Below are 25,000 nucleotides of genomic sequence, written 5' to 3'. Positions count from 1 at the left end.
TCGGGTACGTTTTTTGTTTATCGGAAATTCTGCGGAAGGACTACTCGGAACGGCAAACAGGAACGAACAGAGGCAGGGTATCATCGTGGTGATGGTATCCTGCCTTTTGTTTTGCGGGATCAAGGTCGCTTTATGCGAACTTGATCGCCACTTATATAGCGCATTGATGGCAATTGCTTCGTACGTGCATACCGGGAGCCTGTACACCTCTGGCAAGGCGTAACACGCTAGACTTTGCTCCAAAGTCCGTGTGCTAAGGGGGCAGGCACCTTAGAATTCCTGTGGAGTGTGTACGCACGTACGCAGGAAAACGGCAAAATTTCGCTATATTAGGGCGTTCTTTCATTGGAGAGTATGGTATACACGGCTTAGTTCAACAAATAAGAATTTATACATAAAGGAGGATATTGATGAAACTGTTTTTATGTTCTCACTTTTCAAGTGTAGGAAGTCTGATAAAGGAAGAAATTGAAAATAAAAAAGTCGCATTTATTCCAACAGCTTCGCTGCGTGAAGGCTACACCGGTTATGTCGGCTCGGCTCGAAAATTATTCAAAAAGTTGGGAGCAATCGTAACTGAAATTGATATTTCAACGGAGGCTTATTCAACGATACAGTCTCTTTTTGAAGATGCGGATGTGATCTATTTTACCGGCGGAAATTCTTTTTTCCTTATAGACCAGCTCCGTAAAACGGGAACGGATGAGCTGTTGAAGAAAGAATTGGCAAAAGGAAAACTGATGATTGGTGAATCGGCAGGTGCGATTGTATGCGCTCCAAGCATCCAATATATCGAGCAAATGGATGAAAAGCCGGAGGACTACTCACAAGAAGATGATGCAGGGCTTAATTTGATTGATTTCTATGTTCTTCCGCATTTTCTTACAGCACCATTTAAGAAAGTTACCGAGAAAATAATAACTGAGTTTTCGGATTTGAATCTATGCCCAATTAACAATCGTCAGGGAATTGTAATTGATGGTGAAGGTTCAAAGGTTATTTGCAAAGAGTAATTTATAATTCCAGTTTGCTGCACTCGTTCCTAGCAGGGTTTGGGGCAGGCACGCCCCAACAAGAAGCCGTCCCAAAGGGGCAAGAATGGGGACTGCGGACGATTTCTTGGACCGTTACGCGGCCCTTCCCAGCGCGGAGCGGAACTCGGCCGGGGTGCGGCCACCGAGCGCATCGCTGCGCCTCTCCGTATTGTATCGGCCGATCCAGCCCCCGAGTTCCTCGATGAAGCGGGCGGGGGTCCAGTCCGACCAGTCCCTGCCGTGCCAGAACTCCTTCTTGAGCAGGCCGAAGAAGCCCTCCATCGCCGCGTTGTCCGGGCTGCAGCCCTTGGCGGACTGGATTGGCTACGCTGATGTGGACAGTTCCGGGAGAGGCGCAAGAGACGGGAAGGCCGTGTGCGCGTTCCTGCGCGAGGGCCGTGGGGAGGGGCTGCATGGGTACGGCGCCTGTCAACTCGGTCTACGTCTTTGATGACCGGGTCGTACTCAATATCAACTTCACGGATGATGCCAAAACGGTCACCCGTGAGGAAGTGTTGGGTTCGAGTGCTGTGGACAATGTTCCAGTATGCTGGGATCGAACTCGCTAGCCGGAATCACACGGTACCCGTGACGCAGCAGCAGATCGACAAAAACACCATTGCCCACAGTGAGCGTGCCGCTAAAGGTGCCATCGTAGACGCGACCCGCACCGCACGAGGGGCTACGGTCCTGTAAGACGCACGCAGCGATCTCGGACGGGCCGCCCGCCTGCTCGCACATATCGAGCGCGCTCTGCACCCAGGCGAAACTCGCGATCGACCGAGATGCCCTCGCAGGTACAAACCTCGCCATTCACAATCTCGGACGGCTTGCGCGGTGTGGGCAAGCCGCCAAAAACCTCGGGGCACACCAACAGGACCTCGGTCCCTGTGCGTTCGCAGGCCTCGACCAACGCGCGATGGTAATTGTCGAGCCCGTTATATTTGCAGCTCTCTCCCATCAAGCAGGCACTCACCACGATCTTCATACATATCCCTCCCAAACAAAACGCCCCATTTGAGATAGAAACTCAAATGGGGCGTTCGACGTTGTGCAACCAGCCTTACTGCTGCTATGGCATCAGCGGATTCTCGCGCGTGAGGAGATTCATGAACTCCTCGCCCGTGATCGTCTCCTTCTTGTACAGATAACGAGCCAGCTCATGGAGCTTAAACTTGTTCTCCTTGAGGATCTGCAGGGCGCGGTCATGTGCGTCCTCGATCAGCTTGGCGACGATCGCGTCGACGCGCTCGGCCGTACCGGGGGCACAGGTGAGCGACGTGTCCTGGTTGAGGTAGGCATTCTGAACGGTACCGAGCGCCATCATGCCAAACTCTTCCGACATACCAAAGCGCGTCACCATGTTGCGGGCGAGCTTGGTGGCCTGCTCGATATCATTGGCCGCGCCAGTCGTCATCTCACCAAAGATGAGCTCCTCGGCAGCACGTCCGCCGCAGTAGACAGCGAGCTTGTCGAGCACCTCCTGGCGCGTGGTCAAGAAGCGCTCGTCCTCCTCGACCTGCATGGTGTAGCCCAGAGCACCGCTCGTACGCGGCACGATGGTGATCTTCGTAACCGGCGCAGAACCCTTCTGGCGGGCGGCAACGATGGCATGGCCGATCTCGTGATAGGACACGACCTGTTTCTCGTGATCGGACAGCACCGTGGACTTACGCTGCTGGCCGGCGATGACGACCTCCACCGACTCCTCGAAGTCGTCCTGGGTTGCACGCTTGCGACCCTCGCGAACGGCGCGCAGGGCGCCCTCGTTGATGATATTGGCCAGGTCGGCGCCCGAGGCTCCGGGCGTGGCGCGGGCAATCGCGGTCAGATCGATCGGCGGCTCGGTCTTCACACTCTTGGCGTGAAGCTCGAGGATGTTCTTGCGGCCGGTCAGGTCGGGCAGCTCAACGGGGATGCGGCGGTCAAAACGACCGGGGCGCAGCAGAGCGGGATCGAGGCTGTCAGGACGGTTGGTGGCAGCGAGGACGACGATACCCTTGTGGTTGTCGAAGCCATCCATCTCGGTCAGCAGCTGGTTGAGCGTTTGCTCACGCTCGTCGTTGCCGCTAAAGCCGCCACCGTCACGCTTTTTGCCGATGGTATCAATCTCATCGATAAATACGATACAGGGGGCCTTTTCCTTAGCCTGCTTAAACAGGTCGCGCACCTTGGCGGCGCCACGGCCGACGAACATCTCGACGAACTCAGAGCCCGAAATGCTAAAGAACGGTACGCCCGCCTCGCCGGCAACAGCCTTGGCAAGCAGGGTCTTACCAGTGCCAGGAGGGCCCACGAGAAGAGCACCGCGCGGCAGCTTGGCGCCGATTTCCTCATAGCGCTGCGGCTTCTCCAGAAAGTCGACGACCTCCTTCAGGGATTCCTTGGCCTCTTCCTGACCAGCAACATCCTTAAAGGTCACGCCAACATCCTTGGAGGCGATAACGCGCGCACCGGACTTACCCAGACCGCCGCCGCCAAAGCCGCCGCCACCAAAATTCATGGACGGGCCGTCATCGCCCATGGCCTTCTTCATACGGCGGTTGAGCCACCAGCCGATGAGGAAGAAAATCGCCATGGGAAGGACGAGCGTGAGCAAGTAGTAAGTCATCAGGCCCGAGTTCTTATCGGGAACCACCGACTCCAGCGAGGCGCCGGCCTCGAGCACGCGATCGGTAAAGCCCGTGTCACTCGGCACGCCGGTCGTCTTGTAGGCGATGTTCTCGTCCTCGCCCTTCTTGGTGTAATAAATCGAGTAATCGTCCGTGTTGTACTCGACCTTGTCGACACTCTTCTTATCGAGCGCTTTGACAAACGTCGAATAATCGGTCTTCGTAATCTGCTGCGTGTGACCGATGTTGGGGAACAGAACGGTCGAGAGCACGAGGTAGACGACGAAGGCGATGAGCACGTAGAGGATCATATTCCGTCTACGTTTGTTGTCATCCATCTCCATCTGCTTGAACTCCATCTACTGGGGTTGATAATGCTAACTAGAATACCCAACCCGGCCGGCGATAAACCGACGCCGGGCACGAAAGAATAGAGATGGCATCACTCGAAGTCGGCAAGGTTCAGATCTATACGGGCGACGGCAAGGGCAAGACGACGGCTGCGCTGGGGCTCGCGCTGCGCGCCACGGGCTATGGACTTAACGTGCTCATGCTTCAGTTTGCCAAGAAGCTGCACTGCGCCGAGCATGATGCGGCACCACGCCTAGGGCTACGAATTGTACAGGCCGACCGCGACACGCCCGAGGCTTGCGCCGCACAGATCATGGAGCTCGCACGCAAGCAGATCTCACAGGTCGACGTTCTGATTTTGGACGAACTCGGCGAGGCCATGCGCCGCGGCTTCGTGACGCGCGAGGATGTCGAGGAACTGATCGCGATGAAACCCGACACCACAGAGCTCATACTGACCGGCCGCGGCCTGCTGCCCATCGCGGACCTCGCCGACCTGGTCACCGAAATGCGCCCCGTCAAACACTACTTCGACGAAGGCCTCCTGGCCCGCCAAGGCATCGAATACTAATTGATCCGAAGGGGACGAAGGGAAACGGATCATCGACATCACGACGGAGAGCAATGAGCCGTTTTCCTCCGTCCCCCCAGGGATCATTAGGCAGTGGCGCGGCCTAGCCAGTTGCCGCTGTGGTGGTAGATGGTGAACATCGTGGCGGTAGTTACCCAGGTTACGGGGTAGACCAGCAGCAGATGCTCGAGCGAGGGGTCGAGCGGCATAATCGCGAACACCCACGCCACGCGGAGCACGACCGTGCCGAATATCGTGAGCATCATAGGCTGGAAGCTCACGCCAGCGCCACGGATGGAGCCGGACGCGTTTTCGATAATCGAGAAGATCGCGTAGAACGGCGCGATGAAATGAAGAATCGTCGTGGTGTAGGCCGAAATTGCGACATCGTCGATAAACAGACGCGAAAGCGGGCCCGAGAATACCAGCAGCACGGCAGACAGGCCACCGATAAGCACAAACGACAGCACGAGCGACGTGTGGTATCCCTTTCGCATGCGATCGTAATTGCGCGCACCAAAGTTCTGCGCCGAGAACGTAGTAATCGACACACCAAGCGCCTCGGTCACCATCCAGATAATGCCGTCCAGGCGACCGGAAAGACCCCAAGCGGTCGTAACATCGGCTCCAAACGAGTTGACCGACACCTGAATCAAAACGTTGGAGATCGAATACGCCGCAGACTGAACGCCCAGCGGCAAACCGCACGAAAGCATGCTCTTGCAAATGCCGCGATCGATACCGAGTTTGGATAGCGACAACCGCCACGCCCCCGGAGCGCGCATCATGCGGATCACAATCATCGTGGCATTGGTGCAGATAGTCAGCGCCACCGCGATGCCGCAGCCCAGCGCTTCCATGTGCAGCACGGCGACAAAGAGAATGTCGAGCGCCACGTTGACGAAGCAGCCGGAGGCAATAATGACCGCCGGACCGCGCGTGTCGCCCACGGCGCGCAACAACGCCGTCCCCATATTGAACAGCAGCGCCGCAAACATGGCGGCAAAGTAGCAACGGGCATACGCCACACCCTCGGCCAGCAGCTCATGCGGTGTATTCATCAGCACAAGCATCGGCTCGACAAACACCATGCCCAGAATGGAAATGACAATGCCGCCCACCAGCGCGAGCGTCATGGCCGTATGGACCGATCGGCTCAAGCGCTCGTCATCGTGCTGACCAAAAAACTGGCCGGTAATAACGGCACATCCAGCACCAACACCGACGCAAAAACCAATGCAGAGCTCCGTAAGCACCATCGTGGCCTGAATGCCACCCAGCGCGAGCTTGCCGCCAAACTGACCGACGATATAGGTACCGATAAGCGTGTATGCCTGCTGAAAGAACGAACTAAAGAAGATGGGGACGCACAGCGACAGCAGCTGCTGCCAAATAACGCCCTGCGTTACATCGATAGCCGTAGATTTCTTAGCCACACGCCCTCCCCACCAGCGTACGTCAAACAACAAAACGGCACTTTAAAACGAAAGCCAAAACCAGCTTAGCACCGACCGACGTCGGCCGAAACGTCCCGAACCAGAGCCCGGTGCGAAATATTTGCCTAGTGATACAGCCCCGGCTGGTAGTGGTACTCGTTGCTCACATGCGGGCACAGTTGCCAAAAGGCGACGGCACTCGCAGCGGCAACGTTGAGTGAATCGACCCCGTGCGCCATCGGAATGCGCGCGGCTCGGTCGCAGCCGGCAATGGTCTTGGTGCCCAAGCCGGCACCCTCGGTACCCATAAAGATCGCTAGGCGGTCAATCTCCTGCAGCACGGGATCGTCCAGCGACACCGAATCATCCGTCAACGCCATGGCGGCACACGAAAAGCCGGCATCGTGCAGCGCCGCCAGCCCATCATGCGGCCATACGCGCGCCTCGCTGCCAATGCGCGTCCAGGGCACCTGGAACACCGTGCCCATGCTCACGCGGGCCGAGCGACGGTACAGCGGGTCACAGCAAGTGGGGCTCACCAAAATGCCATCGACGTTCAGCGCAGCCGCCGAGCGGAAAATCGCGCCGACATTGGTGTGGTCGACAATGCCCTCGAGCACGCACACGCGCACCGGGCGCTCACCCGCCGCCTCGACGACGCCACTCAAGAACTCGGCTACCGGAATCTGGCGTGGACGACGGAATGCCGCGAGCGCACCGCGCGTCACGTTAAAACCCGTCAGACGCTCCATAAGCTCCATCGAGGCAACGAACACGGGAACCGGACCCGCGCCCTCGCGTACCGCCAGGCGCTCAAACAGCGGCATCATCTGGTCGAGCCAGCGCTCGCCCAAAAGAAAGCTCGCCGGCTCGTATCCGGCGCGAACCGCACGTTCGATGACCTTGGCACTCTCGGCGATAAAAATGCCCTTCTGCGGCTCCAGCACGCAGCGCAGCTCACGCTCGGTCAGTCGCACGTAGGCATCAAGCCGCTCGTCCTCGAGCGAATCGATTCGCAGCACCTCAACGGCATCAGTCATAGCAGCCAGCCCGCACCTTTCTTTACAGCACATCTATACCAAACGAGGCGACGCTAAGCGCCGCCCCATGCATTCAAACAATCCGATGATACCGTTCACGCCGGACGATTTACGCCTCAACGCGACGATACGTTACGAACTCATAATCGACACCCTCGTCGCCCTCGCCCGCGGCAATCGTGGCAACCCCTTCGCGCCGCGCAACTTCCCACGCGGGATCGGCGTCCAAGTCGGGAAAGTACGTGTCCACGGGATGGACGCAGTGGTTATGCGTGACCTCGGCCTCCACGCAGTACGGCAAAAACTGCCGATAGACATCGCCGCCGCCGATCACCCAGGCAACGGGCTCATCGGCAACCGCGGCGAGCGCCTCGCCGATACTATGCACCACGTCGACACCTTCGGGCGAAAAATCCTCGTCGCGCGTGAGCACGATATTGCGGCGGTTCTTAAGCGGCCGTGCGCCGGGAAAACTCAGCAGGGTCTTGCGCCCCATAATAACCGGGCAACCTTTGGTGCACGCCACAAAATGACGCATGTCGGCACGGTTGGACACCACCATGTCGCCCTCGCACCCAATACCCCAGTCATCGCACACGGCGACAATGGCAGAAAGCTTACACGTCATGCGCGTCACCTACACCGCAATGGGAATGTTCTTGACCTGCGGGCCGTGCTCATAGCCCTCGACAATCAGGTCGTCGGTCGTAAACGCATAGAAGTCATGCACATCAGGGTTAAGCGTTACCTTAGGCGCGGCAAACTGCGGACGCTCGATAAGCTCGCGGACGATATCGACATGGCGGTCGTAAATGTGGGCATCGGCAATCACATGCAGCAACTCGCCGGGAATCATATCGACCGACTGCGCGACCATCATCAGCAAAATGGCGTACTGGCACACATTCCAGTTGTTCGCAGCCAAAATGTCCTGGCTGCGCTGGTTGAGAATCATGTTGAGCGTCGGTTTATCATCCTGCGGGCGCTGCGTCACGTTATACGTCACGCTGTAGGCGCACGGATACAGGTGCATCTCGGACAGGTCGCTAAACACGTAGGTATTCGTCATAATGCGGCGGCTGTACGGCGTGTTCTTGAGGTCGTACAGCACACGGTCCATCTGATCGAAGTCACCCTCGGCATAATGGCTCTTCTGCCCAATCTGATACCCGTAGGCCTTGCCGATGGAGCCGGTCTCGTCGGCCCACTCATCCCAAATATGGCTGTTGAGGTCATGCACGTTATTGGACTTCTTTTGATAGATCCATAGGATCTCATCCATGGCAGATTTGAGGGCCGTACGACGCAGGGTAAGCGCCGGAAACTCCTCACGCAGGTCGTAGCGTGCCGTGACGCCAAAGTTTTTAATGGTATAGGCAGGGGTGCCGTCCTCCCACACCGGGCGGACCTTTTGGCCCTCGGTGGTGGTGCCATGGTCCAGAATATCGCGGCACATGGCTACAAACTGTTGATCAGCCTTGCTCATTGACCCTCCTGTCAGTCGCCTATAAGCGAGATTCATTGTAGCCCAGGCGCAAGCGGCCCCACAGCCCTAACATAAGCCCTCATTTTCTGACATATGCCAGAAATTCCTTGCGTAAATCCGCACGGTCGTTATTCTATTGTTGACATATGTCAGATATGGAGAGTGTATGGCAGGAAGACGTGAAAAATTGCGCCGCGTCGGGATCATCCCCGAATATCGCGGTTTTACCCCCGATGGCCTTGCCAGCGGAGAGGCCATCGACATGACGGTCGACGAACTCGAGGTCCTGCGGCTATGCGACCTGGAAGGCCTCAATCAGGAGGCCGTCGCAAAGCACATGGGCATCGCGCGCGCCACGGTGGCGGCTATTTGCAGCCGAGCGCATCGCAAGGTGGCAAACGCGTTGGTCAATGGTCGGGCGCTCATCATCGAAGGCGGCAATATCGCGTACTCCCCCATCACCACGACAACGGCCGCATGGCCAGCAAAGGGGGTCGGCACCATGAGGGTGGCAACCACGTACGACAATGGCAACATCTTTATGCACTTTGGCCGCAGCGAGCAGTTCAAGATCTACGACGTTCAGGACGGCAAGGTGCTCAACGAGCAGGTCGTGGGCACCGGCGGCACCGGCCACGGCGCACTTGCGGGCCTGCTCGCCAACGGCGGCGTGGACACGCTCATCTGCGGCGGCATCGGCGGAGGCGCTATCAACGCGCTTGCCCAAGCCGGCATCACGGTATACGCAGGTGCCCAGGGCAGCTGCGACGCTTGCGTCGAGGCCCTTATCGCCGGCACGCTCGCACAGAACGGCGAGGCCACGTGCGGCTGCCACAGCCACGACCACGAGCACACCCATGAGCATGGCGGGTCCTGCGGCTGCCACGGCCACCACGACCACGAAGGCCATGAGGGCTGCGGCTGCCACTAACGGCACGGCACCGCGAGCTCGGGACGCGAAGCCGAACGCAACCCAACAATCAAAGCCAACAACAAAGGCCACCCGGTAGCTTCCGAGTGGCCTTTGCCATATCAAGCTGGAATTACAGCTCTATTTCTTATTACGCATCTGCGCTTCCATCTGGCGCAGCAGCTCCATATCGGACTTGGGACCGCCCGTACCTAGGCCGCCCATGCCGCCCAGACCCATAGCGTCCAGGCCAGGGATATTGGGCATGCGCATCTTCTTGCCCTTCTTTCCCTTTTTGCCCTTTTTGCCGCCGGCCTGCGCCTGATTGGCCATCGTGCGCATGCGGCCCATCATCTTATTCATCTCGCCCCACTGCTTCATAAGGCTGTTGACCTCGGTGGGGGTTACGCCGGCACCCTTGGCAATGCGGGCGCGGCGCTGGCCGTTGATGATGGAGGGACGCAGGCGCTCCTCCTTGGTCATCGACATGATGATGGCCTCGTTCTTATCGAAGATGCCCTCGTCCAGGTTGCCGCCCATCTGGTTGAGTGCACGCTGACCACCGGGGAGCATGCCCAGGATACCCTTCATACCGCCCATCTTTTTGACGGCTTTCATCTGGTCGAGCATGTCGTTCATGGTAAAGCCCTCGCGCAGCATGCGCTCGGCAGCCTCGAGCTGCTCTGCATCGGCGGCCTCCTGGGCCTTCTCGATGATGCCGACGACATCGCCCATGCCCAAGATGCGCTTGGCCATGCGATCGGGATAGAAGGGCTCAAGCGAATCGGGTTTCTCGCCCATGCTCACGAACTTGATGGGCTTGCCGGTCACCTGACGTACCGAAAGTGCGCCACCGCCACGGGCGTCACCGTCGAGCTTGGAGATGATCACGCCGTCAAAGTCGGTGCGATCGGCAAAGGTCGAGACGACGTTGACGATGTCCTGGCCGGTCATGGCGTCGACGACCATCAGCACCTGGTCGGGCTTGACGGCCTTCTTGATGTCAACGGCCTCCTGCATCATCTGCTCGTCGATCTGAAGACGACCGGCGGTATCGACGATGACCACGTCACGCAGGTGGTCGACGGCCTCCTGGATGGCACCCTTGGCAATGTCGACCGGGTGCGCACCGTCGCCGCGGAAGACCGGTACGCCAATCTCGCCACCGAGCGTGGCCAGCTGGTCGGCAGCGGCGGGACGGTAGACGTCGCACGCTGCGAGCAACGGCGAGCGGCCCTGCTTCTTGAGCAGGTAGGCAAGCTTTACGGCTGCCGTGGTCTTACCGGAGCCCTGCAGGCCCACGAGCATAATGACATTGGGAATGCGGTTGCTAAAGACGAGCTTGCTCTCGGTTGAGCCGAGCATCTCGGTGAGCTCGTCGAGCACGATCTTGACGACGTTTTGCGCCGGCGACAACGACTCCATGACCTCGGCGGTCATGCAGCGCTCCTTGGTCTTGGCGACGAACTCCTTGACAACCTTAAAGTTGACGTCGGCCTCGAGCAACGCCATGCGAATGTCGCGCATGGCCGAGGTGATGTCGGCCTCGGTCAGCTTACCCTTGCCACGCAGGCGGTCAAATGTGTCATTGAGGCGATCGCTCAGAGAATCAAACACTAGTCACTCCTTAGTTGGACTCGCCCACCAGGGCGCGGCAGAAATCTTTGGCGTTAAACTCCTGCAGGTCATCGACCTGCTCGCCCACGCCGATGCGCAGGATCGGGAGCTTGAGCTTCTCGGCCACGGCCATGGCGATACCGCCCTTAGCCGTGCCGTCCAGCTTAGTCATGATAATACCGTCCAGGCCCAGCGCCTCGTTAAACTCGAGCGCCTGGTTCAGACCGTTCTGGCCGGTGGCGGCATCGATCACAAGCACGACCGAGACCGGCATGGGACCGGCGGCCATATTGGCGGCGCGCTTACGCGTCACGTTGACCACCTTGGCGAGCTCGCGCATGAGCTCGGGGCTCGTATGCAGACGACCGGCGGTGTCGATAAGCACCAGGTCGCTGCCGCGCCTGTCGGCCTCGTCGAGCACGTCGTAACAAACGCTCGCCGGGTCGGAGCCGCGGTCGCGCTTGATGACGGGAACACCGGCGCGCTGGCCCCACACATCGAGCTGCTCGATGGCGGCGGCGCGGAAGGTATCGGCCGAACCGATCACGACATTCTTGCCGCGGGAAGCCATGGCGCTCGCAATCTTGCCGACCGTCGTGGTCTTGCCGGCACCGTTGATGCCCACAAACAGCACGCAGCTCGGCGTATCGGAGAACGGATCGCGCTCGATGGGCACAAAGTGCTGCTCAAGCTGCTCGGCCAGAGCGCGACGAAGCTGCGGTGCGGTCTTGAGGTTCTTCTTGGCTGCGGCATCGCGCAGGTCATCGGAGACCTGAATAGCGACCTCGGCACCCATGTCACCCATAACGAGGGTGTCCTCAAGGTCCTCCCAAAAGTCCTCGTCGACCTCGCCGCCAAAGTAGAAGACCTCGTTGAGGGCCTCGCGGCTGCGCTCAAGTCCGCGCGAGAGAGCGTCAAAGAATCCCATTATGCATTCACGACCTTTCCGGTTTCGCGATCGAGTTTTTGCGAGACGACGCGACTGACGCCGTCGGCTTGCATCGAGACACCGTAGAGAACGTCAGCATCCTCCATAGTACGGCGCTGATGCGAGATTACCAAGAGCTGCGTATCGGAACGCAGCACATCGAGGGCGCCGATGAGCTTGGACAGGTTGGCGTCGTCGAGCGCGGCCTCGACCTCGTCCAGCACATAGAACGGCACCGTGCGCGTGCGATACACGGCAAAGAGCAGGGCGAGCGCCGTCAGGCTCTTCTCGCCACCCGACATGAGCATCATCTTGGTGATGCGCTTGCCGCGCGGCTGCGCCACGACCTCGATACCCGTCTCGGCCGGATGCTCGGGATCGGTCATCTCCAGATGAGCCTGGCCACCCGGGAACAGCATAGCGAAGATCTCGCGGAAGTTCGCGTCGACCTTCTCAAACGTCACCAGAAACGCCTTGCGCATCTTGCGATCAATGGCCACCGTGATCTTGGTGAGCGCCTTACGCGCGCTCTCCAGATCGGCCAGCTGCTCCTCGATGTAGTCAGCGCGGCGCTTGAGCTGCTCGTACTCCTCCATGGCAACTTGGTTCACGGGACCAAGGTTGTTGATCTGGCGCACAAGCTGGTTGAGCTCGCGCTCGGCGGCGTCGCGGTCCGTGGGCGCAGGAAGCATAAGCGCTTCCTCGAGTACCGTGTTGCCATCGGCGGTAATGGCCTTAATGGCGGCCTCTACCTGCACCTCGAGCTTGCCACGCGCGACCTTAAATTCGTTTTGCGTGGCGGTGGCGGTATCGACCTTCTCCTTAGCGCGGGCAACCTCTGCCTTGGCATCCTCGATGGTCTTCTTGAGCGAAGCGGAGTCCGCCTCCTCCAGAGAGGCCTGGTCACGCAGACGCGCTGCCCAATCCGACGCGCGCTCCAGCAGGGCCGAATAGCGCTCGTGCATGGGATCGACGCGAAGGCGCAGCAGCTCGAGCGAGCGCGAGGCCTGACGAGTCCCGCGGATACGACGATCGATACCCTCCAGACGATGCTCAAGATCGGGCACGCGGCCCCTCAGCGAACGAAGGCGCTCGCTCGTCTGAGCAAGGCGCACCTTAGCGTCGGCGAGCTTGCCGGCGGCCTCGGAATCGTCACGGCGAACGCGGTCGAGTTCGTCGTTGGCTTCGGCAATCTGAAGGCCAAGATCGCTTGCCTGCGCTCGGGCCTCGTCACGCGAGCGGGTGAGCTCGTCCACGCGCGGACGCGCAGCGCGAACGGCCTCGGCGGCCTGCTCGCGGCGCTTGGAGATGCGCACGCGCTCGACCTCGGCGTTGTTGGCGCTTTGCTCCAGGCGGCCAATCTCGGAGAGCAGCGAGCGGCGCTCGCCCTCAAGACGGGCGATCTCGCCGGCGGCATCGCCCTCAGCGGCACGCGCCTCTTCGACGGCCGCATTGGCCTCGACGACCTGATCCGACACATGATCAAACACAGCAGCCAGATCGGGTTCCAGACCCTCCAGCTCGCGAATGCGACGCTTGCGCTCCAAAGCACCCGAAGCCTCGCCGGCGTCGAGCCCCACACGCACCAGGCCGCCGCAGGCGACGCGGGCGCCATCGGGGGTCACGTAAGTCACGCCGTCAACGACCGGCGCCGACAGCGCAGCCGCCAAGTCGTCGACAACGTAATAGCCGCCGAGCAGCGCCTCGACAACCGGGCCATAGCCGGCGCGTACGGACAGGCGATCGACCAGGCGGGAACCGGCAGCGCCCTTAGCGGCAGCAGAGGCGCTCACACCGCGCGCGACCAGCAGCGCCTCGCCCGAGGCCTTCTTCTGGTCCAGAGCGGCACGACCGGCACGCTCAAGCGCGGACGCATCGTCGAACAGCAGCGCATCGATATCACCGGCGAGCAATTGCTCAACCAGGCCCTCAAGCTCACGCGGGGCCTCGAGCACGTCGCCCAGACGACCCGAGACATCGTCGCCCAGCGCACCCATCAGACGGCTCACCAGCGGCGAGCTGTCAGCCATGCGGGCATCGAGCTTCTTTTGGCTGGCAAGCTCCGAGCGCACCTCGGACAGTTTGTTGCGCGCCTCGCTCTCGCGGGCACGCAGGTCCTTAAGGGCTGCACGGGCGACCTCGGTAGCCTCGCGAGCATCAAACTGAGCTTGACGGGCCTGATCAAGTGCACTGTCGAGCTCCTCGGCGCGGTCGCGACGGCTCTCGAGTGAGGCCGTGACTTCCTCGAGCTGCTCGTCGATCTGCTCCAGGCGTGAGGCGTACATGTTGTCCTCGACCTCGGCGTTGCTCAGCGAGTCCTTCACCTTGGCGAGTTCGAGCGCCGCGTTATCGGCCACACGCTGCACATCGCGTTGCTCACGCGTAAGCTGCGAAATCTGATTGTCGAGCGCAACGCGACGCTCGTGGAGCTCGGCGGCGGCAGGTCCGGCGGCGTCAACGTCCTCCTGGGCCTGCATGTGCGCGCCGGTCACTTCCTCAAGCTGCGCACGTGCATCCTCGAGCTCCTCTACCACGCGACGACGCTGATGCTCGGAGCTCGAAATCTGCCCGCGCATGTCGGACAGGCGCGACACCATGTTGTGGCCCTTTTCCTCGAGCAGACGCATATCGGAGTTAATGCGACCGACCACATCTTGCATATGGCGGCGCTGCTCGCCCAGATCGCCCACAAACAGGCCCTTTTCCTCGAGCATGACCTGGAGCTTCTCGAGCTCGCGCTCCTTTTCGCCCATGCGGTACTGCGCAAGCTCCAGCTCGGCGGCGCCTTCCTTGGAGCGGCTCTCCAGGTCGTTCCACTGCGACTGCAGCGAACGCAGCTCGTCGACGGCTAGCATCTGCGTAAGCTCGTTCGCGCGCGAGGACAGCTCTTTGTACTTGCGCGCACGATCGACCTGACGCTCCAGCGGTCGCAGCTGACGGGCAATTTCCTTATTGATGTCGCGGGCACGCGTCAGGTGCTCGTCCATCGACTTAATCTTTTTGAGCGCACGCTCCTTGCGGCGCTTGTGCTTGGAGATGCCGGCGGCCTCCTCGATGAGGGCGCGGCGCTCCTCGGGGCGGCTCTGCAAAATGGCGTCGAGCTTGCCCTGGCTGATGATGGAATGCGTATCCTTGCCCAAGCCCGAATCGTGCAGGATGTCCTGAATGTCCATCAGGCGGCACGGACTCGAGTTGATGAGGTACTCGCTTTCGCCCGAGCGATACATACGACGGGTGATGGCGACCTCGTCAAAGTCGACGGGCAGCATATGGTCCGAGTTATCGAGCACCAGCGTGACCTCGGCGACACCCACCGGCTTGCGCGCTGACGAGCCCGAGAAGATGACATCCTCCATGGCCTGGCCGCGCAGCTGCTTGGCGCTCTGCTCGCCCAGGACCCACAGAATCGAGTCAGAGATGTTCGATTTTCCCGAGCCGTTGGGGCCGACGATGACGGTCAGGCCCGGCTCAAACGTCATATGGGCGCGGTCGGCAAACGACTTGAACCCTTTGAGCGTGAGGGACTTGAGATACACGGTTCCTCGCTTAAACAGGCTTCTTGTTGAGAATCACGCCGTTGGTGGTGTAGCCCATGCGGTCAAGTGCCTCGAGTGCAGCGGCTCCCTCGGCTTCCTTCTTTGAGGAGCCGGAGCCGCGACCCTGGCGAATACCGTCGATGAGCACCACAGCGGTAAAGGTGGGCGCATGCGCGGGGCCCTCGGAGCCGACCAGCTTATACGCGGGAGGCTCATGGCCGTCTGCCTGCACGCACTCCTGCAAGAACGACTTGGGGTTCGCAGGGTGCTCGGCACGCTCGGAGGCCAGGTGCGGTTTGAGCGTACGATGGATAAAGTCCGCCGCAACATCCCAGCCGGCATCCAGGTACAGCGCACCCACGAGCGACTCGTAGACGTTCTCGAGCGCCGAGTGCAGGCCGCGCGCGCCGGTACCGGTCTCGGAGGCACCAAATATGATGATGTCGTCGATGCCCAGCTCATGCGACACCTCGGATAGCGTAGCGCCCGAGACAAGCGACACCTTCAGGCGCGTGAGCTTGCCCTCGTCAAACTCCGGATAGGACTCAAAGAGCGAACGGGCGACGACGGCGCCCAAAATGGAATCGCCCAAGAACTCAAGGCGCTCATAGCTGGCAGAAACCGGCTGGCCCTCGACTGCCGAGGGATGCGTAAGCGCCGCGCGCAGAAGCACCTTATTATTGAACTCGTGGCCCAGGATTTCCTGGGCACGCGTAAGTCGTTCAGACAAAGCCAAGACCTAGGCCTCCCTGGCGTTTTCGATCGCGTCGACGGCGTCGGCGACAGAGTTGAGCGAGAGCAGAGTCTCGTCATCGATCTCGAGGTTGAACTCGTCCTCGATAGCCGTAACCAGCTGCAGGCGCTCGAGCGAGTTGGCATCGAGATCGTCAAAGGTGGTCTCATCGCTAATTTCGGCAACATCGACGCCCAGAACGTCAGCAGCGACCTCGGCGATCTTGTCGAAGATTTCGGAGCGGTCCATAGCGCTTCCTCTCATAGTGCATGAATACCAAAAGAATGGTACCGCCCGGGCGGTACCAAGACACGGTTCTGATTCTACCCCACGAAGCAGGCCGCGAGGCACATAACAGCGCTCTAACTCGCTCTTACAAAACGATGCCGTCCATGGAGTTGGCGACGTTCTCGACCAGCCCCGCGCGCACGGCTTCGGCCGCCGCGAGCGTACCGTTTTTAACAGCATCGACCGAGGTGGCGCCATGGCCGATTAGGACCACGCCACGCAGGCCCAAAAGAATCGCGCCGCCCTTGGCATCACCAGAGAGCTTAGCCTTAATCCCGCGCATCTGCTTTTTGATGAGCAGCGCGGCGATCTTGGTGCCGAGCGAGGCCATAAAGGCGCCCTTGAGCTCCTGCAGCAAAAACTTGGCAGCGCCCTCGGTGGCCTTGAGCGCAATATTGCCCGACATGCCGTCGGCAACGACGACATCGAAATTGCCCGAGGTGAGGTCGGTGCCTTCGCAGTTGCCCACAAAGCCGGGAACGGCGGCTTTCATGGCCGGGAAGCAGGCCTTGGTAAAGTTGGAACCCTTCTCGTCCTCGGTGCCATTGGCAAGCAGGCCCACGCGGGGATGCTCGATGCCCAGGACAACGCGGGCATAGGCGCTACCCATCTGGGCAAAACGCACCATGTCGTCGACCTCGACATCGGGGTTGGCGCCCATATCGCACAGCACCGTCAGACCGCCGGCGCGATTGGGCAGCGCATTGGTCAGACAGGGGCGCACCGGCTGCTTCTTGCCTTCGGCCATATATCTAAACGGTGTGACGTAGGCGGTCGCGGCAGCGGTCATGGCGCCGGTGGAGCCGGCGGAGAAAAACGCGTCCGCGTTGCCCTTTTTGATGGCGCGGCAGGCAAGCACGATCGAGGACTTGCGCTTGGTCATCACGGCGCGAATGGGATCGTCATCCATGGCGATAACGTCGGGTGCCTCAAGGGCCTCAACACGTGCATGGGAAGCAGCAAAGGGATTGACGATTTCAGCGGGGCCAGCTGCCAAGACCTCGATATCGGGATCGGCGGCAAGTGCAGCCTCGATACCATCGAGAACAACCTGAGGTTTCTCGTCTCCACCCACAACGTCTACACAAACGCGAACGTTACTCATATACATGCTCCTTATACAAAAATGGCCGACTCATTGAGCCGGCCATTGTGGTTCCATTTGGAACGGCATCGCATCCAGAGTATACCGTTACTCGGTAACGATAACCTCGCGGTCCTTGTAGAAACCGCAGCTGGGGCACACGTGGTGCGGAAGCTTAACAGCGCCGCAACGGGGGCATGTGGACTGAGCCGCAGCCGAGATCTTCATGTTGGCGGAACGACGGGTGTGAGTGCGGATACGACCCTGCTTTTGTTTAGGTACGGGCATAGTGACCTTCCTTATGAACTATCCAGTGTGGCGATTACGCGCAAGTAGCGATACTACCACAGTTTTACTCATCGAGCTTGAGATTCTTCAATGCTGCAAATGGATTTTCCGTGGCAGCGGCCCATTCTGCCTCTGCCTGGGCGGCGCAATCGCATTGCTCGACGTTGAGATTGCAACCGCAAGTGGGACACAGACCGCGGCAATCGGGCTTGCAGAGCACCACAAACGGCGTGTCCATAACGACCGCGTCATTGATGGGCTCACCTAGATCGACGATGCGGTCCTCACCCAGGAGCTCGTAGCCGTCCTCGTAGGCCTCGGGATCCTCGGGCTCCTCGAAGAGGTAGAACTCCTCGATCTCGCCGGCGATATCAAACGAGGCAGGTTCCAGGCAACGGTCGCACTCGCCGATGGCGTGCGCGCGGACCATGCCCGTGAGCAAGACACCGGTACCGGCATTGGTAAAGACAACGTCGTAGTCGATGCCGTCCTGTAGCTGGTACTCCTTCTCGCCCACCGTGTAGGTGGCAACATCGACCTTGCCGGTCAGCGGATACGAATCACCAGGAAACTCGAGCTGCTCGGAAAGATCGACGGTAACGCTCGGGAACTCAGCCATTACCACTGACCATTCTGTTGGGCGGCACCCTCGTTGAGCTGCTGACGGCAACGGGTAACGGTGCCGGTCAGGCTCTTGAGGTTCTCCTCCAGGTGCGTAAAGACCTGCTCTGCGTAGTCCTCGGCAGCATAACGCGTCTCGCGCTCGTACTGCTGGGCACGATCGCGGATGTCGTCGGCCTGCTGCTGGGCTAAGCGGACGATCTCCTGCTCACCGGCAATGGTGAGGGCCTGCTGCTGAGCGTCGGCGATGATGGAATCGGCCTGAGCGGCGGCGGAAGCCATAAGCTCCTCGCGCTCCTTAAGGATACGGCGGGACTTCTGCCACTCCTCGGGATAGCTCATGCGGATCTCGTCGAGGATGTTGAAGAACACGTCGGCGTCGATGACCTTGAACTGAGCGTTCTTGCCGAAAGGCGGCTTGGCTTCCTCGATCAGCCCTTCGAGCTCATCGACCAAGCTGACGATCCTATCGCCAGGAAAATTCTCGCCCGGCATCCGGTCTCCTTTCATAGGTAACATATCATCGTGCTAGTTTACCACATGCCACCAGGCAATAAAAAACGTCACGAAAAGCGATGTCTGAGCGCTTCGACCACGTTGGGCGGGACAAACGTCGATACATCGCTGCCGAGTGAGGCGATCTGGCGAACGACCGAGCTCGAGATATAGCCGTACTGCGGCGCACTCATGACAAAGATGGACTCCAGCTCGTTATCCAAGCGATAGTTGAGATCTGCCTGCTGCAGCTCGTACTCAAAGTCAGTCATGGCGCGCAGGCCCTTGACCACGGCCCCCGCCCCCTGCTCGCGAGCGAAGTCGACCAAGAGGCCGGTAAAGGGCAGGACCTCGACGCCGTCGATATCACCGAGCGCCTCGCGGGCCAGCGCCACGCGCTCATCGAGCATAAACGTGGTGCCCACACCGTTTTTACCCTGCGACTCGGCAACAGCGACGATCACGCTGGGAAAGATACGGCGGGCGCGGCGGATGACGTCGATATGGCCAAATGTGATGGGATCGAAGGTGCCCGGGACGATCACGCGGTTGATGGTGTCATTCATGGACGTCCTCCTGAAACGTCGTGGCATCGTTGTTGTCGGCATCTGCGCCGGCGCTATCGCCCTCACCATCATCCTCGCCGTTGCCAACCCAACAAAGCAGGTCGACCGAGGTAATGCCGTAGCGCTTCTCGCGCACGATCTCAAAGCCTGCCGGATGCGCGCCCACATCGGCGGCGGCATGCTCAAACAGGGCATAAGCGCCAGGTGCAAGCAAACCCTGCTGAGCCAGGTTCTGCAGCAGCACCTCGACCGGCTCGGCGCCAAAAGCATAGGGCGGGTCGAGCAGGACCAGATCAAAGGGGCCGCCCGGCACACGACCGCGCGAGGCGCTCGCCAGCATGTCGCCCGAGACCACGCGCCAACGCGCACGGTCACGACAGAGCGACTCGATATTCTTGGTAATGAGCCGCGCGGCATTCCGATCGATCTCGAACGTCGTGAGTGAGCGGGCACCACGTGAGAGCATCTCTAACCCTAAGGCACCGGAGCCGCCAAAGGCGTCCAGCACGCGGACCTCATCCAGATCGAAGTCGAATGCCGACATGACCATAGATGCGCATGCCTCGCGCACGCGATCGGTCGTGGGGCGGGTGACATCGCGACCACGGGGCTCCTCGATCTTACGACCGCGCCATTCGCCGCCGATGATTCTCATCCTCCGCTGACCTCCTTAAAAATGTGTCGATATCGCATGGCGACCGCATCGCGCAGGGGGCGCGTCGCCACGGAGTCAAGTTTGCAAGCATACCGCAAGAGCTCGACCGCGTCCAAATGGGCCCACTCGATCAGCTCCTCGTCGGCATCCAGGTCGACAAAGCGCAGGGTCACTCCGCCATGCTGGCGGTACCCCAGGATTTCGCCCTCGTGGCGCAGACGCAGGTCCATCTGGGCGAGCGTAAAGCCATCCGAGGTCTTCTCGAGCGATTGCAGGCGATCTTGTGCTGCCGAAGCGCCGCCGTTGCCCTTGGAGTGCGTCATGACCAGGCACGTGCCCGACACGCTGCCACGGCCCACGCGACCGCGCAGCTGGTGCAGAGCAGCCAAACCAAAGCGCTCCCCGTTCTCGATGACCATGACGGTGGCGTTAGGCACGTCGACGCCCACCTCAACCACCGTAGTCGAGACGAGCACGTCGATCTCGCCGCGCTTGAAGGCATCGATAACCTGGTCCTTCTCCCCCGCTGGCATGCGGCCGTGAAGGCGCTCGATGGCAAGACCCGGCAATGCCAGACGCAGGCGATCGAGCTCGGTCGCCGTATCGTGCAGCGGCACGGGGACCGTCACGCGGCCCTCGTCGTCGCGGGCGATACCGGGCACGTCCTCCAGATCATCGACCGAGTCACTCGGCTCCACGAGCGGGCAAATCACGTAGGCCTGCTGACCCTTTTCATGCGCCTCGCGGATGGCGCCATAGGCAAGGTCGCGGCTCGACTCGGAAAGCACGCGTGTCGTCACGCCAGCGCCAGGGACGGGCCGATGGCGGATGATGCTCGTGTCCAGATCACCGTAGACCGAAAGCGCCAGCGTACGTGGGATGGGCGTTGCCGTCATAACGAGCAGATCGGCACCAGGGCCCTTCGCACGCAGGGCGTTGCGTTGGCCGACGCCAAACCGGTGCTGCTCATCGATGACCACGAGTGACAGATGCTTGAACGCAACGTTATCCGAAAGGACCGCGTGGGTGCCAAAGAGGACATCGAGCTCGCCCGATTCCAGCTGGGCATGGATCCGCTCGCGCTCGGCCGCCGGCGTGGCGCCCGTCAGGAGCGCCCAGGTCATACCAGCCAGCGAGAGCAAGGGGCCGGTCTTATCGGCATATTGACGCGCCAGCACGCCCGTGGGCGCCATAACGCAGGCCTGCGTGCCGCTATCGGCAGCCACAGCCAGCGCGCAGGCGGCAACAGCGGTCTTGCCGGTACCGACATCGCCCAGCAGCAGGCGGTTCATCACGCGCCCGCCATCGCACATATCGCGCAGGATATCTTGGAACGCGGCCTGTTGCTCGTCGCTCAGCGAAAACGGCAGGGCCTGCTTAAGCGCGGCCAGGTGCTCGCCCGCGGCGTGGGCATAGGGCACCACATCGATCAGGCCGCCGTCGTTGCGCAGGCGCAGCGCCAGCTGCAGGTAGAGGCACTCCTCGTAGGCAAGCCGTGCGCGCGCGATATCGCGCTCAGCCATGCTCGAGGGAAAATGGATCGATCGAAGCGCACGGGCATTGCTCATCAGGCGGCGCTTGACGCGTAAGCGTGCGGGAATCGGATCGAAGGGATTGCCGACGACCTCGAGCGCAACACTTACGATGCGGCGCATCCACGCCTGGCTCACCCCATCGCTCACATAATGGACCGGCAAAATGGTGCCCGCGGCGCGCCCTTCCTCAAGCTTTTCAAAGTGCGGCGAGGCCATCTGCTTAAAGCCATAGGCAAACTCGACCTTACCCATCACGGCCAGGCGGTCGCCCTGCTTAAGCTGCTGAGCAATCCAGGGCTGGCGGAAAAAGGCGACCTGCAGCACGCCCGTCTCGTCAACGAGTGAGACCTCGGTCACCGGCATGCGCGGACGCGGCTGCTTTTGGACGATACGGTCGACCGTGGCGATGATGGTGCACACGGTACCGATGGGCGCCATCTCGATGGACCAGGAGCGCGTAAAGTCCAGGTATCGATGAGGGATATGGAGAAGGAGGTCCCCCACCGTCCGAATTCCCAGACGGCGAAGGGCCTCCTCACGTTTACCCGAAACATATTTGAGTCGCGCGATATCCTCGTCGAGCGCATTGCTCTGGGCAAAGCGCTCCGAGACGCGCGGCACGGAGCACAGCTCGGACATGGGCAGTTGCCTACTCGATCGAGAAGATAACGGGATAGAGCGGCTGCTCGCCACGATGGGCGTCAATCTCCAGATCGGGCTGAGCCTCCTCGATAGCGTCGACGATCTCCTGGAAGGCTTCATCGGACAGCTCCTCGCCGGCCAGAATCGTCAGCGCGTCGCCCTCCTCTTCCTCCTGCATGCGGTTGATGCAATCGAGCGTGACCTGCTTCACGTCGGAGCCGACGACATCGATGGAGCCGGCAATGATGCCCATGACGTCACCGGAGTGAATTGGCGAACCGTCGGAGGCGCTGGAGTCGCGCACGGCGCGGGTGACCTCGCCATCGCGGACCTCGCTGATGGCGTCGACCATAGCGGCGACGGCATCCTCGAGCTCGGAATCGGGCAGGACCGCGAACAGCGCGGAGAAGGCCTGCGGAACGGTCTTGGTGGGAACGACGGCGACCTTCTTGTCGGTGCAGGCTGAGGCAGCGGCCTCAGCGGCCATGCGGATGTTGCCGTTGTTGGGCAGGATGATGACCGAGGTCGCGTTGACCTGGTCAACAGCGCCCAGCAGGTCTGCAGTCGAGGGGTTCATGGTCTGACCACCCGACACGATCACGTCAACGCCGAGGGACTTGAGGATGTCGGCCTCGCCGGAACCGGCGGCAACGGCGACAAAGCCCAGCGCCTTGGCGGGCTCGGCGGCCTTTTCCTGGTCCTCGTGGATCTTGGCGGTACGGTCGTGGGCCTCCATCTCCATGTTGTGGATAAAGACCTCATAGATCTGGCCAAGCTGCAGCATGTGCTCGAGCACCAGGTTTGGGGTGTTGGAGTGCACGTGAATCTTGTAGTCGGGGTAGGCACCCACGAGCAGCTCGCAGTCGCCCATGGAACCCAGGAACTTAAGGCACTCGTCCTCGTCAAAGGGAGCGTCGGCCTTAAAGAGGAACTCGTTGCAGTAACGGAACTCCGAGCCCTCCCAGTCGTCGTTGGCCTCGATCTCAACGCGACCGAGGGCCGCGTCGCGGGCAGAGCCGGCGGAATCAAACGTGGCGGAGAAATCCTCAACAACGGTGCTGCGGCCAAGAGCGGCGGCAACAAAGTTCTCCAGGAAAATAGCAAAGCCAAAGGCGCCGGAGTCGACCACGCCGTTCTCTTTGAGGACGGGCAGCAGGTCGGGCGTGCGTGCGACAGACTGATATGCCTCGACGACGATAGCGTCGAGCGCGTCCTCGGCCGAGAACTTCTTCTTCTCGCACTCGTCGGCCTTGGTCGAGACATCGCGCAGCACCGTGAGGATCGTGCCCTCGATGGGCTTGCGGACGGCCTGGAAGGCGACCTTGACGGCTCGGCGGAACGCATAGGCGATGTTGGCGGACGTAATGGGCTCGTCGGCAGAGACAAGACCCTCGGCCACACCGCGCAGGATCTGCGAGGTGATGACACCGGAGTTGCCGCGGGCGCCCATAAGAGAACCGTGGGTGATGGCGCCGGCGATGGCCTCCATGTCGGCGTCGGCAGGAAGGGCGGAGAGCTCCTTGGTCACCGAGGCGAGCGTGAGCGACATGTTGGTGCCGGTGTCACCGTCGGGCACGGGGAAGACGTTGAGCTTGTTGATCTCCTCGGCCTTGTCGGAAACGGCAGCCGCAGCGATCGGAAAACAGGTGCGAATGGTCTTTGCAATCATGGGTATTTGAATCTCCGTTTTCGGATGCTAGTTCAGACGGCTCTTGAGCGCGTCGATATGGATGCCGATCTTAAGGCTGGCGGGATCGATCTGGGCGATCTCCTGCAGGGTGAAGGCAACGGAGCTCGAAAGATTGTGGCAGACGGACTTCATGTTGACGCCGTTCTCGAGCACGACGTGAAGATCGACCGTAAGGCCGTTCTCGTCGGCGGAGACAAGCACGCCCTTGCGGAGGCGCTGACCGGCAAGCAGGCGCACGCTCTCGGCGCCCTGGAGCTGCTCAGCCATACCGACGACGCCATAGCACGTCATCGCGGCATAACCGGCAATATCGGCAATAACGTCGTTCGAGACGCTCAGGCTGCCGTTAATGGTCTCAGACACAAGAATCTCCTTATCTGGTGCTCGCGGCACCATGTCGTGGGAGCAATCATTGCATTATTCTACAACGACCGCGTCATGTTGAGGTGGTGGGTCGCGGGATTACATCCTCGACACGAAATGTTGATATGGCAACGTTCGAGTCAAATGGTCGCGGCATGAAAAAACCCGCCGCATAAGCGACGGGTTTTACAACTTGGCTCCCCGGGTAGGACTCGAACCTACAACAGCGCGGTTAACAGCCGCGTGCTCTACCATTGAGCTACCGAGGAATTTAAAAGCCCAGAGGAATGGGCTGAGAAATTCTGGCTCCCCGGGTAGGACTCGAACCTACAACAGCGCGGTTAACAGCCGCGTGCTCTACCATTGAGCTACCGAGGAATAGGTGCGTGCTCTCAAGCAACGAAGTTTATTATACGGACGAATCAGCGCAGGGCAAGAACTTTTTTAAGAATTTTTCCGACCTAGTCATTGGCCTTGATTATCGACTTTATCCGAACACCTCCCACATTCATCCGCACA

23 protein-coding genes, 2 tRNA genes and 1 pseudogene are annotated in these 25,000 nt (G+C 60.5%); 3 read left to right on the top strand and 23 right to left on the bottom strand.

Features of this window, described 5'->3' with window-relative positions; genetic code table 11:
* Window positions 1-410 precede the first annotated feature (410 nt).
* A complete protein-coding gene (locus DW233_RS08460) occupies window positions 411-1,013 on the top strand; it encodes a Type 1 glutamine amidotransferase-like domain-containing protein (RefSeq protein ID WP_117635137.1) in 603 nt (200 codons plus the stop codon).
* Window positions 1,014-1,127: 114 nt separating this feature from the next.
* Here the strand turns inward: DW233_RS08460 and DW233_RS08455 are convergent, their stop codons facing one another.
* From DW233_RS08455 to ftsH, 3 genes and pseudogenes are all read right to left on the bottom strand, one after another.
* Window positions 1,128-1,355: an IS3 family transposase gene (locus DW233_RS08455; protein WP_369831449.1), complete on the bottom strand. Its 228-nt coding sequence runs from the start codon at window positions 1,353-1,355 to the stop codon at window positions 1,128-1,130.
* Between the two features lie 177 nt (window positions 1,356-1,532).
* Window positions 1,533-1,995, bottom strand: a pseudogene (locus tag DW233_RS08450) (DUF523 domain-containing protein).
* Window positions 1,996-2,106: 111 nt separating this feature from the next.
* Entirely contained in the window at window positions 2,107-3,990 is a 1,884-nt protein-coding gene (gene ftsH, locus DW233_RS08445) for an ATP-dependent zinc metalloprotease FtsH (RefSeq protein ID WP_199574622.1), read from the bottom strand.
* A 92-nt stretch (window positions 3,991-4,082) separates the two neighbouring features.
* Between ftsH and DW233_RS08440 the strand changes: the two genes are divergently transcribed.
* Window positions 4,083-4,568, top strand: coding sequence for a cob(I)yrinic acid a,c-diamide adenosyltransferase (locus DW233_RS08440; RefSeq protein WP_118267748.1), 486 nt, complete (start codon window positions 4,083-4,085; stop codon window positions 4,566-4,568).
* Between the two features lie 86 nt (window positions 4,569-4,654).
* Here DW233_RS08440 and DW233_RS08435 read toward each other — a convergent pair whose 3' ends face one another.
* The 4 genes from DW233_RS08435 to thyA all read right to left on the bottom strand — a co-directional run bounded on the left by DW233_RS08435 (window position 4,655) and on the right by thyA (window position 8,530).
* Window positions 4,655-6,004, bottom strand: a complete 1,350-nt coding sequence (locus tag DW233_RS08435; RefSeq protein ID WP_118267747.1) for an MATE family efflux transporter — start codon at window positions 6,002-6,004, stop codon at window positions 4,655-4,657.
* 125 nt (window positions 6,005-6,129) lie between these two features.
* The gene (locus tag DW233_RS08430; protein ID WP_118267745.1) at window positions 6,130-7,044 is read right to left on the bottom strand and encodes an RNA methyltransferase; all 915 of its coding nucleotides are present in this window, start codon (window positions 7,042-7,044) and stop codon (window positions 6,130-6,132) included.
* 109 nt (window positions 7,045-7,153) lie between these two features.
* On the bottom strand, window positions 7,154-7,672 hold the full coding sequence (locus DW233_RS08425; RefSeq protein ID WP_118267743.1) for a dihydrofolate reductase: 519 nt from the start codon (window positions 7,670-7,672) through the stop codon (window positions 7,154-7,156).
* Window positions 7,673-7,681: 9 nt separating this feature from the next.
* On the bottom strand, window positions 7,682-8,530 hold the full coding sequence (gene thyA / locus DW233_RS08420) for a thymidylate synthase (protein ID WP_089571709.1): 849 nt from the start codon (window positions 8,528-8,530) through the stop codon (window positions 7,682-7,684).
* A 166-nt stretch (window positions 8,531-8,696) separates the two neighbouring features.
* Here thyA and DW233_RS08415 point away from each other — a divergent pair, with 166 nt between their 5' ends.
* Complete coding sequence (locus tag DW233_RS08415; protein ID WP_118267741.1) at window positions 8,697-9,461, top strand: NifB/NifX family molybdenum-iron cluster-binding protein; 765 nt, start codon at window positions 8,697-8,699, stop codon at window positions 9,459-9,461.
* A gap of 120 nt (window positions 9,462-9,581) precedes the next feature.
* Here DW233_RS08415 and ffh read toward each other — a convergent pair whose 3' ends face one another.
* The 16 genes from ffh to DW233_RS08335 form a co-directional block, all read right to left on the bottom strand.
* Window positions 9,582-11,057, bottom strand: a complete 1,476-nt coding sequence (gene ffh, locus DW233_RS08410) for a signal recognition particle protein (protein WP_117816780.1) — start codon at window positions 11,055-11,057, stop codon at window positions 9,582-9,584.
* A gap of 10 nt (window positions 11,058-11,067) precedes the next feature.
* Window positions 11,068-11,985 carry a signal recognition particle-docking protein FtsY gene (ftsY, locus tag DW233_RS08405; RefSeq protein WP_117629291.1) on the bottom strand — a complete coding sequence of 306 codons (918 nt, stop codon included), beginning with the start codon at window positions 11,983-11,985 and terminating at the stop codon, window positions 11,068-11,070.
* Entirely contained in the window at window positions 11,985-15,521 is a 3,537-nt protein-coding gene (gene smc, locus DW233_RS08400) for a chromosome segregation protein SMC (protein WP_117854571.1), read from the bottom strand. The genes ftsY and smc overlap by 1 nt, the downstream gene beginning before the upstream one ends.
* A gap of 10 nt (window positions 15,522-15,531) precedes the next feature.
* Window positions 15,532-16,257: a ribonuclease III gene (gene rnc, locus DW233_RS08395; protein ID WP_117765703.1), complete on the bottom strand. Its 726-nt coding sequence runs from the start codon at window positions 16,255-16,257 to the stop codon at window positions 15,532-15,534.
* 3 nt (window positions 16,258-16,260) lie between these two features.
* Window positions 16,261-16,503 (bottom strand): acyl carrier protein, encoded by a 243-nt coding sequence (locus DW233_RS08390; RefSeq protein ID WP_055309519.1) that lies wholly within the window; start codon window positions 16,501-16,503, stop codon window positions 16,261-16,263.
* Window positions 16,504-16,627: 124 nt separating this feature from the next.
* Window positions 16,628-17,647 (bottom strand): phosphate acyltransferase PlsX, encoded by a 1,020-nt coding sequence (gene plsX / locus DW233_RS08385; RefSeq protein ID WP_118267739.1) that lies wholly within the window; start codon window positions 17,645-17,647, stop codon window positions 16,628-16,630.
* Between the two features lie 87 nt (window positions 17,648-17,734).
* The gene (rpmF, locus tag DW233_RS08380; protein ID WP_022094017.1) at window positions 17,735-17,914 is read right to left on the bottom strand and encodes a 50S ribosomal protein L32; all 180 of its coding nucleotides are present in this window, start codon (window positions 17,912-17,914) and stop codon (window positions 17,735-17,737) included.
* A gap of 64 nt (window positions 17,915-17,978) precedes the next feature.
* On the bottom strand, window positions 17,979-18,533 hold the full coding sequence (locus tag DW233_RS08375; RefSeq protein WP_118267737.1) for a DUF177 domain-containing protein: 555 nt from the start codon (window positions 18,531-18,533) through the stop codon (window positions 17,979-17,981).
* Window positions 18,533-19,030 carry an ATPase gene (locus DW233_RS08370; RefSeq protein ID WP_040358176.1) on the bottom strand — a complete coding sequence of 166 codons (498 nt, stop codon included), beginning with the start codon at window positions 19,028-19,030 and terminating at the stop codon, window positions 18,533-18,535. The genes DW233_RS08375 and DW233_RS08370 overlap by 1 nt, the downstream gene beginning before the upstream one ends.
* Window positions 19,031-19,098: 68 nt before the next feature.
* The gene (gene coaD, locus DW233_RS08365) at window positions 19,099-19,596 is read right to left on the bottom strand and encodes a pantetheine-phosphate adenylyltransferase (RefSeq protein ID WP_117564151.1); all 498 of its coding nucleotides are present in this window, start codon (window positions 19,594-19,596) and stop codon (window positions 19,099-19,101) included.
* Window positions 19,589-20,251, bottom strand: a complete 663-nt coding sequence (rsmD, locus tag DW233_RS08360) for a 16S rRNA (guanine(966)-N(2))-methyltransferase RsmD (protein ID WP_118267735.1) — start codon at window positions 20,249-20,251, stop codon at window positions 19,589-19,591. The genes coaD and rsmD overlap by 8 nt, the downstream gene beginning before the upstream one ends.
* On the bottom strand, window positions 20,248-22,425 hold the full coding sequence (locus DW233_RS08355; RefSeq protein WP_118267733.1) for an ATP-dependent DNA helicase RecG: 2,178 nt from the start codon (window positions 22,423-22,425) through the stop codon (window positions 20,248-20,250). Before DW233_RS08355 ends, rsmD begins: the two co-directional genes overlap by 4 nt.
* 10 nt (window positions 22,426-22,435) lie before the next feature.
* The gene (locus tag DW233_RS08350; protein ID WP_117765715.1) at window positions 22,436-24,097 is read right to left on the bottom strand and encodes a DAK2 domain-containing protein; all 1,662 of its coding nucleotides are present in this window, start codon (window positions 24,095-24,097) and stop codon (window positions 22,436-22,438) included.
* 27 nt (window positions 24,098-24,124) lie between these two features.
* On the bottom strand, window positions 24,125-24,514 hold the full coding sequence (locus DW233_RS08345) for an Asp23/Gls24 family envelope stress response protein (RefSeq protein WP_187361832.1): 390 nt from the start codon (window positions 24,512-24,514) through the stop codon (window positions 24,125-24,127).
* Between the two features lie 161 nt (window positions 24,515-24,675).
* Window positions 24,676-24,750: transfer RNA gene (locus DW233_RS08340), tRNA-Asn, on the bottom strand.
* Between the two features lie 34 nt (window positions 24,751-24,784).
* Window positions 24,785-24,859, bottom strand: a tRNA-Asn gene (locus tag DW233_RS08335).
* Window positions 24,860-25,000 lie beyond the last annotated feature (141 nt).

The organism is Collinsella sp. AM20-15AC (assembly GCF_003471405.1).
In the GTDB taxonomy this organism is placed as follows: domain Bacteria; phylum Actinomycetota; class Coriobacteriia; order Coriobacteriales; family Coriobacteriaceae; genus Collinsella.
The sequence above is the reverse complement of the archived record's forward strand: the minus strand, read 5'-3'. Positions and strand labels throughout refer to the sequence as shown.

Coding starts and splice junctions, on each gene's coding strand:
- coaD (WP_117564151.1), bottom strand. CDS start 19,596: ATGAATGACACCATCAACCGCGTGATCGTCCCGGGCACCTTCGATCCC.
- DW233_RS08460 (WP_117635137.1), top strand. CDS start 411: ATGAAACTGTTTTTATGTTCTCACTTTTCAAGTGTAGGAAGTCTGATA.
- DW233_RS08355 (WP_118267733.1), bottom strand. CDS start 22,425: ATGTCCGAGCTGTGCTCCGTGCCGCGCGTCTCGGAGCGCTTTGCCCAG.
- DW233_RS08430 (WP_118267745.1), bottom strand. CDS start 7,044: ATGACTGATGCCGTTGAGGTGCTGCGAATCGATTCGCTCGAGGACGAG.
- DW233_RS08375 (WP_118267737.1), bottom strand. CDS start 18,533: ATGGCTGAGTTCCCGAGCGTTACCGTCGATCTTTCCGAGCAGCTCGAG.
- ftsY (WP_117629291.1), bottom strand. CDS start 11,985: ATGGGATTCTTTGACGCTCTCTCGCGCGGACTTGAGCGCAGCCGCGAG.
- rsmD (WP_118267735.1), bottom strand. CDS start 20,251: ATGAGAATCATCGGCGGCGAATGGCGCGGTCGTAAGATCGAGGAGCCC.
- DW233_RS08390 (WP_055309519.1), bottom strand. CDS start 16,503: ATGGACCGCTCCGAAATCTTCGACAAGATCGCCGAGGTCGCTGCTGAC.
- DW233_RS08440 (WP_118267748.1), top strand. CDS start 4,083: ATGGCATCACTCGAAGTCGGCAAGGTTCAGATCTATACGGGCGACGGC.
- rpmF (WP_022094017.1), bottom strand. CDS start 17,914: ATGCCCGTACCTAAACAAAAGCAGGGTCGTATCCGCACTCACACCCGT.
- DW233_RS08370 (WP_040358176.1), bottom strand. CDS start 19,030: ATGCCGGGCGAGAATTTTCCTGGCGATAGGATCGTCAGCTTGGTCGAT.
- DW233_RS08415 (WP_118267741.1), top strand. CDS start 8,697: ATGGCAGGAAGACGTGAAAAATTGCGCCGCGTCGGGATCATCCCCGAA.
- DW233_RS08350 (WP_117765715.1), bottom strand. CDS start 24,097: ATGATTGCAAAGACCATTCGCACCTGTTTTCCGATCGCTGCGGCTGCC.
- DW233_RS08345 (WP_187361832.1), bottom strand. CDS start 24,514: ATGGTGCCGCGAGCACCAGATAAGGAGATTCTTGTGTCTGAGACCATT.
- plsX (WP_118267739.1), bottom strand. CDS start 17,647: ATGAGTAACGTTCGCGTTTGTGTAGACGTTGTGGGTGGAGACGAGAAA.
- thyA (WP_089571709.1), bottom strand. CDS start 8,530: ATGAGCAAGGCTGATCAACAGTTTGTAGCCATGTGCCGCGATATTCTG.
- DW233_RS08425 (WP_118267743.1), bottom strand. CDS start 7,672: ATGACGTGTAAGCTTTCTGCCATTGTCGCCGTGTGCGATGACTGGGGT.
- ftsH (WP_199574622.1), bottom strand. CDS start 3,990: ATGGAGATGGATGACAACAAACGTAGACGGAATATGATCCTCTACGTG.